This window comes from Shewanella sp. 10N.7, assembly GCF_020806285.1.
GTDB classification, from domain to species: domain Bacteria; phylum Pseudomonadota; class Gammaproteobacteria; order Enterobacterales; family Shewanellaceae; genus Shewanella; species Shewanella electrodiphila.
Genome location: NZ_JAJGZS010000039.1, coordinates 25,046 through 34,693, shown reverse-complemented (window position 1 = coordinate 34,693; position 9,648 = coordinate 25,046). Strand labels below are relative to the sequence as shown.

10 protein-coding genes are annotated in these 9,648 nt (G+C 40.2%); 4 read left to right on the top strand and 6 right to left on the bottom strand.

Translation table 11 applies throughout. From position 1 onward, the window contains the following. Window positions 1-143: 143 nt before the first annotated feature. Window positions 144-545, bottom strand: coding sequence for a CopG family transcriptional regulator (locus LMH66_RS19040; protein WP_229372317.1), 402 nt, complete (start codon window positions 543-545; stop codon window positions 144-146). After that, window positions 505-1,251 carry an AAA family ATPase gene (locus LMH66_RS19035; RefSeq protein ID WP_229372315.1) on the bottom strand — a complete coding sequence of 249 codons (747 nt, stop codon included), beginning with the start codon at window positions 1,249-1,251 and terminating at the stop codon, window positions 505-507. The genes LMH66_RS19040 and LMH66_RS19035 overlap by 41 nt, the downstream gene beginning before the upstream one ends. 717 nt (window positions 1,252-1,968) lie before the next feature. Here LMH66_RS19035 and LMH66_RS19030 point away from each other — a divergent pair. Further along, window positions 1,969-2,181, top strand: coding sequence for a DUF3820 family protein (locus LMH66_RS19030; RefSeq protein ID WP_055025682.1), 213 nt, complete (start codon window positions 1,969-1,971; stop codon window positions 2,179-2,181). Window positions 2,182-2,212: 31 nt separating this feature from the next. Here the strand turns inward: LMH66_RS19030 and LMH66_RS19025 are convergent, their stop codons facing one another. From LMH66_RS19025 to LMH66_RS19010, 4 genes are all read right to left on the bottom strand, one after another. Next, window positions 2,213-2,722: a GNAT family N-acetyltransferase gene (locus LMH66_RS19025; protein ID WP_229372313.1), complete on the bottom strand. Its 510-nt coding sequence runs from the start codon at window positions 2,720-2,722 to the stop codon at window positions 2,213-2,215. Window positions 2,723-2,860: 138 nt separating this feature from the next. Further along, complete coding sequence (locus LMH66_RS19020) at window positions 2,861-3,163, bottom strand: NrfJ (protein WP_102528868.1); 303 nt, start codon at window positions 3,161-3,163, stop codon at window positions 2,861-2,863. 230 nt (window positions 3,164-3,393) lie between these two features. Continuing rightward, the gene (locus tag LMH66_RS19015) at window positions 3,394-5,142 is read right to left on the bottom strand and encodes a bifunctional metallophosphatase/5'-nucleotidase (RefSeq protein WP_229372311.1); all 1,749 of its coding nucleotides are present in this window, start codon (window positions 5,140-5,142) and stop codon (window positions 3,394-3,396) included. A gap of 183 nt (window positions 5,143-5,325) precedes the next feature. Then, window positions 5,326-6,504, bottom strand: coding sequence for a CNNM domain-containing protein (locus LMH66_RS19010; RefSeq protein ID WP_229372309.1), 1,179 nt, complete (start codon window positions 6,502-6,504; stop codon window positions 5,326-5,328). A 169-nt stretch (window positions 6,505-6,673) separates the two neighbouring features. Between LMH66_RS19010 and LMH66_RS19005 the strand changes: the two genes are divergently transcribed. Genes LMH66_RS19005 through LMH66_RS18995 form a run of 3 tightly spaced genes read left to right on the top strand, consistent with a single transcriptional unit; the run spans window position 6,674 to window position 9,617 of the window. After that, window positions 6,674-7,795: a bifunctional tRNA (adenosine(37)-C2)-methyltransferase TrmG/ribosomal RNA large subunit methyltransferase RlmN gene (locus LMH66_RS19005; RefSeq protein ID WP_102528865.1), complete on the top strand. Its 1,122-nt coding sequence runs from the start codon at window positions 6,674-6,676 to the stop codon at window positions 7,793-7,795. A gap of 35 nt (window positions 7,796-7,830) precedes the next feature. Then, the gene (gene pilW / locus LMH66_RS19000) at window positions 7,831-8,613 is read left to right on the top strand and encodes a type IV pilus biogenesis/stability protein PilW (protein WP_102528864.1); all 783 of its coding nucleotides are present in this window, start codon (window positions 7,831-7,833) and stop codon (window positions 8,611-8,613) included. Continuing rightward, window positions 8,613-9,617 (top strand): RodZ domain-containing protein, encoded by a 1,005-nt coding sequence (locus LMH66_RS18995; protein WP_229372307.1) that lies wholly within the window; start codon window positions 8,613-8,615, stop codon window positions 9,615-9,617. Before pilW ends, LMH66_RS18995 begins: the two co-directional genes overlap by 1 nt. The last annotated feature ends 31 nt before the right edge of the window (window positions 9,618-9,648 follow it).

The following is a 9,648-nucleotide window of genomic DNA, read 5'->3' as shown; positions in this document are numbered from 1 at the left end:
ACTTTTTATGTAGAATAACTACACCACAAAGTCTCTGCCTTATATAAATGGCCAATAACTCGCTGCAAAAACAACCTTGAAAGATCAGCAGGCCCTAGTATTTTCAGTTTATTTTTTAAATGTAGATTCCTTTAATTTGCTGACTATTTGATGTTTATGTCAGTTTCAATTGCTCGTTGTTCTTGCTCTGATAACAAAAAGTGTTGCTGGATCAGTTGTCTGATCAATTTAGATTTAGCTGAATGACTACTCAAGCTCATGGCTGTTAATTGCTCAATTGCTGCTTCACTTAATGTAAATGTGGCTCTTCTGAACGGCTTTGGTTTCCCTTTGCTTGAATCTGCATTTAGCGGTTCATTGGCTTCGGTTAACGCAAATAATTGTTCCATTGCGTGTTTATTAGAATCATCGTGCGAAAGAGTATGGCGCTGTGGTTTCCCCATGGCATACAAGTTTGCTGCTTCAATAAAGTCATCAACCGACATCTGCGGCGAAAATTGTGCTTTACATGGCGTAACGTTTTTCTTGAGATCTGCTAGCCCCATAAGTCCCCCTCAGCTGCGTAACGTTTCCGGCATCATTATGTTGTTGGATAAGTTGTTCTGCATTCTCAACTTCCAGCAATTCGCAGGCAATATTGCGAATTTCGTTAGCTGCTTTTCCGCTAGGGTCTATTTCAATGACTGACAAACCAGATTCTTCACTGTCATCGTAAATGTTTCGGCTGTATGTGATTGCTTCAAGCACGTTGATATCGAAAGTGTTGCACACTTCTTTTGCTTCAAAAATTCGACCGGCTTGATTAGGTAAGCTTGGGCATTGGGTGATAACAAATGAAGCTTTCATTTTAGGATTAATCATCTTACAAGTTGCGATGATATCGTCCATGTGTTCAACGGTCTTTAAATCACGACGTTTAGGGCGTAATGGCATTAAGGCATGTGATGCCACTGAAAGTGTCGCACGAAGGGCTAAGTTATCTTGTCCGCCGCAATCGACAATGACGTAATCATAATGTTGCTCGAGACTAAGTAAGTCGTTGCGTATTTTTCCGTATAATTGCACGCAATTAATAGCAGGAAGTTCAGGATTATTGTTTCTTGCTTGGATCCAGTCTGACGTGGTTCTTTGTGGGTCACAATCAACCATGATAATGCTTGCTTTAGCATCTTTTGCGAGAAATACAGCGACATTTTGTGCAAGACAACTTTTGCCACTACCGCCTTTTTCTCCACCGACTAATATGATCATCTTTACATCTCCTGATGGGGCAACGAGAACCACTTTATAAACACTCGTTGCAGTAATACTTAGTCAAACTTTCGGTTAAACCTTAAGTAACATTTAACCTTTATGCTATTAACTTTATGTGGTGAGTTGTAACAGGTCAATTGGCGGTAAATTGACGATAAGGTCGTTTTGACTCGCAGGTGTCTTTTTGACTTATCAGCATTATTGGCGGCTTTTTGACTGATTGGTTTTTAGCCAAAGTTGGTTAGGTGAATTGGTTGATATTGAGTGGTTTAGGGCGTTAAAACATTGACGCTGTCATTTTGTGATTCAATTACACAGAAAAATGGATAGGCGAATAAGCTTATTTAATAGCTAAAAAGTATTATAGGGTTAGTTTATATTTCTAAATGTTATATTTAAAATGGAGATAAAAATGCAGTTATTAATGTGGATCTTCTCATGTAGCTTGTATAGCGTTAACCAAACAGCAATAATTTAGTGAGTTTGTTGCAGTAAACCTGAGCTGTATTAGCTCAAAACTGTGCTAATTCAAAGCTGTGCTAACTCAAAGCTGTATTTTTTCAAATCGATACTTGCTCAAATCGATACTCGCTCAAATATATTTTCGAGAATCTCTAAGCTGTAGGATGAGTTAATCGATTTCATTGGCGATTATCAAGCCAAATGAATATAGCCAAAGTATAATGTGATAAAAAATGTTGGAATATAATCTAGATGAATGAAGCACTACTTTTAGAAGCAATTAATCAAAAAATGCCATTTGGTAAGTATGCTGGCAGAAAACTATTGGAATTACCGGAACCTTATTTAGTCTGGTTTCATAGCAAAGGTTTTCCTGAGGGAAAATTGGGCGAGCAGTTAGCGTTAATGTATGAAGTGAAATTGAATGGCCTAGAAGAAATGCTGCAGCCATTACTTAAAAAGTGAGTTTGTCGTTTTATGTTAGTTGAGTATTAGATTATTTCAGCAGGCTTTTGGTCATATAAAAGCCATTAATGACTTGGTCTTTAGTGATTTGATAGCTTGGCTGCATTTGTTTAAAACCTTGCTTAAGGAAAAAGCCTTTCGATAAGTAAGATGCATCGACACTCAGTGATGTATAGCCTTGTGCTTGAGCCCATAATTCCAGAGTTTGATAAAGCCGATTTGCCAACCCTTGTCGCTGTAACAATGGCGATATATAAAGACTATCAATGTAGCCTCGATGATGAAAATCGGTTTCCACATTGATAACCCCCACGACATCCTCTGTTTCGCGTTGTTGAGTATCGCTGAGCATTACCCAGCTTTGACTGCGCTGCAATCTCAGTTGCCAGTGTTTTCTTGAGCGAGGGGCTGTTGACCATGCGTTTAATTGCTCATGGCTATAGCGAGGATGGTCAATGTGTTGAACACTAAGGTGAACTAATTGACTGACTTTTTCAGCAAACTTTGGCTTAAACTGAACAATGGAAAAAAGGTTACTCATAGGTAGATTCGGATGTTGAGTTCATAAAATTATCACAAGGTTTAAATGTCATTATCAATGATCCACTGGAACATTTAACCAAAAAAAATCGGCTAATGATAATTAGCCGATTATGCGTTTATTTGAAACTAAAGCGAGTTATTTTTTCTCGATTTTGCCTACAAATAATAATTCTTCAAAGGTTTTGTTTAGCGTGCTGCTGGTGAAATCATTCATCCACATTTGCTCGTTCATGCTAACAGTGTCGCCTTTAGTAATGTCAACTTGTGGGCCAGCAGCCCAGAAAGTTTTGTCTTCACCTTTAACTTGTACGTAGGTGTAGCCACCGCTGTTCATTGTGTCTAATACTTCGCCTTGGTGCATGATACCAGCAGCCCAAGCTGAAGAAACACCTAATGCTAATGTTGCAGCCGCTGCTAATTTGATTAATTTTGCTTTCATGAAATTGTTTCCTATTTGATTAGGCTAATATTTGCAATGATTCAAGTCATGAATCCACATAAAGATACATTATTAAATCATGAAGCTAGCACAGGGTCTGTGATCAGCTGCAGATTTGTGAAGTCTACATTATCATAAATAATATTAATCTTGGCTAATGTATCGTTTTTCTTATGCATCTCTATTTTTAGTTAAGCTTAATTTTTAATGGCTCAATCTAAGGCTGTATTTTATCGATGGCTAATATAATACACATTAGGTTGTAATGGGTTTTCAATTAAATTGCCATGTTGAGATACAAAATCGACAAAGGCTTCTGGCAAGGTCATGGTGTGCAAATCTTGTTGCCAGTGCGCCTTGAGTAATGCGTCATAACCTTCTTTTCCTGCGGCGGTGTATGCACTTGAAACGCCGATATACAGCTTATCTTTATCTATCTCACTCCATTGCCCTTGTCGATATTCTTCGATAAGAGTAATGCGTTGATTTTTTTCTAACTTCCCATCGTAGAAGTATCTAATCCCATAAGTATACGGAAAGCTGCCAGCACCTGTGCCAGTGACGCCATTGTTAGTGGCAGCATTAATCGACGACTCTAGCACTTGATATAAGTATTGGCCTTGGATTTGGTATTTAACTAAAGGCAGCTCAAACGGTAATATTCGTCCGAGTACATCAGCGACGGATAAGTTACCTTTATTTAATGATTGCCTTACGCCGCCTGCATTATGTAATGCAAAGTCTAATTCTGGTTCAGATAATTTAGTGGCTTTATACATACTACGGCACACCCAAGGCGCGATTTCACTGCCATGGGGGAAGTGTTTGCTGGGCAGGCGAGTGTGGATCAAATCTCGTGGGATATGGGCGAGTACTTGCTCTTCGAGGGCGTTTAACGCAGGGCGATAATCCCGCATAATAGTGTCGTGTACTGCTTGATTAGCTTCATCGCCTAATACGCCAGAGTGAGATTGTAATTGTTTGGTCACTTTGGCAATCTGTTCTGGCGTGATTTGCTTAGCCGCGTTCGCCTCAATTGGGATTAATGAAACTTCCACCTGCTCATCGAGCATAAAGTAGTTATCGCCATTAATGGCAGTACACTTGCCTTGAACGTCAAACTCTATTTCAGCAAGCCCCAACACTTCCGCATATTTACTAGCGTGAATGATAGGGGTGTGATTTATCACTTCTGCGTATTCTGTGTGGCTTAAGCCTAAGTCACTAAAATTGCCTTGCAGTGTGTGAGAGTGACCACCAACAATAACACTGATTCCGTCAACTTTTTCGGCTAACTCACGGTCTTGGTCCAGCCCTAAGTGGCTTAATATGACAATGTGGTCAATACCTTGCTGTTTCAACATAGTCACGGTGTTGACTGTAGTATCAATAGCGTTAATAAAGTGAGTGTCGGGGTCGGGTCTTGCAATTAATGGCATTTGATCAAGGGTGATACCGACAATGGCAATTTTTTTGTCATAGAAAGGTTTTAACAGCACCTTGGCGCACTTTAACTGCGGATCATAATCAAGCAACATGGGATGGTCTTTTAATCGACCTTCCTTATCGGTGACTTCCTGACTTAAATCCATATTGCCAGCTAATAGTGGAAATTCAATTCGATTTAAGAAGGCTAAAACCGGGCTATTACCCGCATCAATTTCATGATTACCCAACACCATGGCATCAGGGTTTAACATATTTAATAAGTGCGCATTGGCAGCACCTTTAAACTCGCGAAAATATAACGTGCCCTGAAAGCTATCACCGCCATGAAGAAATAAAAATGCTTGTTGGTCATCGTGGGCTTTTTTTCTGGCAGTTTCTATTTGGTAACAGAGGCGAGCATAACCACCCGTTTTGGTTTCAGCTTGATACTCTTGGCCATCAACTGACAAATTAAATTTAATTTTGCTTGGCTCGAAATTTGAGTGGGTATCATTGATATGAGCGAGCGATAGCGTGTAATTTTTCGGCATCATTTCCTCTATATTTACAAGGGAGAAAGATTGTAGGAGTCCCTTGCTAGGTTACAAACTCGACTCTGTTCGTTTTCACCTGTGATGTACGCAGTAAAGATATTTTTTGGTCAAAAAAGGGAGCAATGCTCCCTTTATATTTGAATCAATGTTTGTATAAAAGCCATTTTATGTCGTGTTTATTTACAGCTTTTTATCACTCGATTTATTATCTCTAGTAAGTGGTTCACTGACAGGCATGACAAGAGGCTTCTTGTTTTGTTGAGCACCTTGTTTGGCTTGTTCAGCGACCATCGTATCTTGTTTAGAGAACTCACCATCATCAGACAATACAATGCCTTTATGCTTCATGCGAGTGCTCCATAACTTACGAGCTAATTGTTGCATATCAGTGACGGGGTCATTGGAGTCGACAATCTCCAAGCCTAGTAAGGATTCAACAATATCTTCTAAGGTAACAATACCTTCACCAGAACCATATTCATCAACAATCATGGCAATTTTGGTATTGCGCTTAATCATTAATTCGAAAATCGGTAATATCTTAGCCGTCTCTGGTATCACTAGCAGGTTCTTTTTCAATACACCGATAGATTCCTTAGGCGTATATCGTTCTGCTTGGATGATATTATTACGGTTAACGTAGCCGATAATATTATCTGGGTCATCCTGATATACCGGAATTCGGGTAAAAGGCTTAGCTAAGAATTGCGTGACAAATTCACCTTGAGATAAATGTATCGGTAATTTGAACATCACAGTTCTTGGGGTCATGATTGCAGATACTGGCATTTCTTTCACTGAAAGCATTTGCGTTAAAATCGCAGATTCTTGCTTGTCTAGCTCACCTGATTGGCGGCCAATTTCTGCCATCGCACTCATTTCTTGACGGATATATTGTCCTTCGTCGCCTTTACCCATTAACTTTGTCACTTGTGATGACATCCAAATTAACGGTTTAGTGGCTCTTTCCATCCACACTAAAATGAGCGAAACCGGAGAGGCTAAAGAGCGCCAATAGTTTGCACCTAATGTTTTCGGAATAATTTCAGAAAAGAATAAAATCAAGAAGGTAAGCACACCAGAGAATACGCCGAGCATTTCATCACCAAAAACTTTTGCTGCCTGTGCGCCTGCTACTGCAGCGCCGACGGTGTGAGCTATGGTGTTTAATGTCAGAATAGAAACCAGTGGTGATTCCACATTTTGTTTCTGTTTATCAAGCCGTTTTGCAGCTTTTGGATTAGTTTTTGCCAAGTTGGCAATGTAACTAGGGGTAACAGACAGTAATACCGCTTCAAAAACACTACAAAGAAATGAGATTGCAATGGCGATAAATACTATAATGATAAGAGTTATCATAAAGGTGGAATTACACCTCCATATGGCAGACCAATATTAGTCCACGGAAATTTTAGCACAGTCGTGAAAGTATCAAAGCTTTAATGCAGTGACACTGGCGAAATTTTGTAAGGATCTGTATAATTCGCCGCCCGCTAGCAGGTTTTAGGTTTTTTTGAGGTTAGACAACATGAGTGAAAAAAAGATCAATTTATTGGATCTTGATCGAAAGGCAATGAGAGCGTTATTCACCGAAATGGGCGAAAAACCGTTCCGTGCTGATCAATTGATGAAATGGCTTTATCACTTTGGTGTTAGCGACTTCGAAGAAATGAACAACATTAACAAAGCATTACGCGCTAAATTATCGCGTAAGTGTGAAGTGGTTGCGCCAGAAATTGCCAGTTTCCAAAAGTCAGATGATGGCACGATTAAGTTCGCTATTAATGTAGGCCAAGGCCAAGAAGTTGAAACGGTTTATATACCTGAAGAAGACAGAGCGACTTTGTGTGTATCATCGCAAGTGGGCTGTGCACTAGAATGTACTTTCTGTTCAACAGGTCAGCAAGGCTTCAACCGTAACTTGACCGTGGCTGAAATCATCGGACAAGTTTGGCGTGTATCAGAATTTTTAGGTTTCCATAAAGATACCGGTGACCGTCCTATCACTAACGTTGTGATGATGGGCATGGGTGAGCCGTTATTGAATTTAGCCAACGTCATCCCTGCGATGGACATCATGCTGGATGATTTTGGTTTTAGCTTATCAAAACGCCGCGTAACATTATCAACTTCAGGTGTGGTACCCGCGCTTGATAAGTTAGGTGATGCGATAGATGTTGCACTTGCAGTAAGTATTCATGCACCAAATGATGAATTGCGTGATGTGTTAGTGCCAGTGAATAAGAAGTACCCATTAGAAGAGTTTCTTGCGGGTATTCGTCGCTACTTAACCAAGTCAAATGCCAACCGTGGGCGCGTGACCGTAGAATATGTCATGCTAGATCATATCAACGACAGCACAGACCAAGCACATGAACTGGCTAAGTTGATGAAAGATACACCGTGTAAAATTAACTTAATTCCATTTAACCCTTACCCTGGGTCACCATATGGTCGCTCTTCTAATTCTAGGATTGACCGTTTCTCGAAAGTATTGATGGAATATGGGTTAACCGTAATTGTACGTAAGACTCGCGGAGACGATATTGATGCTGCTTGCGGTCAATTAGCGGGTGATATTCGTGACCGAACTAAACGTATGGCGAAAAAACGCATGCAAGAAAGTGCTATTTCGGTCACAATGGATTAACTCTTTGTTTGTATAGATTAATAGGCGTAAGAAGTATGCACGGATTGCCGAAGTTTTTATTTATTGTTGCCTTATCATTACCTTTAGTGGGTTGTGTTACAGAAAGAACGTATAGTGGTACAGATATTCCAGTTTCTGAAAGGACATTGGATAAAACTTCAGCTGCGAAAGAAAGAATGCAGCTTGGTTTGACCTATTTAAAACGTGGCAACATGGAACAGGCAAAGTTTAATTTGAATCGTGCAGTTGATTATGCACCGCAACTAAGCGCAGTGCATACCGCTATGGCTTATTACTATCAAACCGTTGATGATGTAGTACGCGCAGAAGAATCTTATCGCAAAGCCATTAACACCAGCGATGCTACGGGTGATGCGATGAACAACTTTGGCGTGTTTTTATGTCAACAAGATAAATTCAGTCAAGCCGAAGTCATGTTTAAAAATGCGATTGAAGCAAAAGAATATACCCGCACCGCATCAAGCTATGAAAATTTAGGTGTGTGCAGTCTTTCTGCTGGTGAACCTGAAAAGGCTAAGCAGTACTTTGAAAGTGCATTGCGTTACGATCCAAGAAGACAATCTACATTGATGGAGCTGATTGATTTAGCTATCGCAGAAAGTGATTATGATGCGGCTAAAACCAATTTACAGCGGTTTCATCGTGTGGCGCAGCAAACGCCTGAAAGTTTAGCTTTAGGAATTAAAATATCGCGTGAGTTAGCAGATGATGAAGCGCTTCAACGCTATGGCATTACGTTAATCGCCAAATATCCTGCTTCAGAACAAGCGAAAGAATACAGGGCTACTTTGCATTAATGACAAATAATAAAAACGAAAACACCCATACAGATGGGAATGATGCTGACCAAATTGACTTACTAGAAGAAGTCTCAACCGCTGGGATGCTGTTACGGACAGCGCGTGAAGCAAAAGGCTTATCAGTTGAAGCCGTAGCAACACAGCTACATTTACGTCCTGGCATCATTGAAGATATTGAAAACGATAACTTTGATAATATTGCATCGGCAACTTATGCGCGCGGCTATGCAAAAAATTATGCAAAATACGTTGAGGCAGATGCTAATGCTTTGCAGCAATGTCTTGCCCAACAATTACCAGACGAAACAGCGGCAATGCAAAGTTTTTCTCGTAAGACGACTCGTGAAGCTCGTGATAGTCGTTTAACGATAGTAACTTACTTAATCATTTTTGCATTACTCGCACTGTTAGTGGTTTGGTGGGTACAAAAAGATTCATTACTCAGTGGGATTGATTTATCAAAACCTACCGCTGAAGAAGTTGCTGCGGCGAGTGTCACTGAGGTAATTCAAACTGAAGATTTATTAGAGCCAGAAATTGACCCTAAACTGGCTTATGTGGAACCGTCAGCGAATGAATCTGATATAGAGAACAATATTCAAGCTTTGACAACCTCCTTGGATAATGCGCAAGACAATGTCGACGAGACTTTGCAATCTGCCAGTGCATTAACTTCTGACGCAGCAGCAGAGCTTGCCAATGAACCTGTAGTTTCAAATGAACCTGTGATTTCAAATGAAACAGATGCACTAGCTGCAAATGACGCATTGAGCATGAGTTTTACAGCTGATTGTTGGGTTAACGTGGTTGATGCAACCGGTAAAACACTGGTTGATGGCGTTAAAGGTTCAAGCAGAATTGTTGAAGCTAAAGGCGTTGCACCGTTCAAGCTTATTTTAGGTGCCCCGCAAGTTGTAACGATTAAATTTAATGGCGAAGACATCAGTTTAGCTGATTTCTCCGAAGGCCGTGTGGCTAGGTTAACCTTACCTAGAGTGTAATGTTAATTGTAATTAAGTAAGCAGTAGAGCA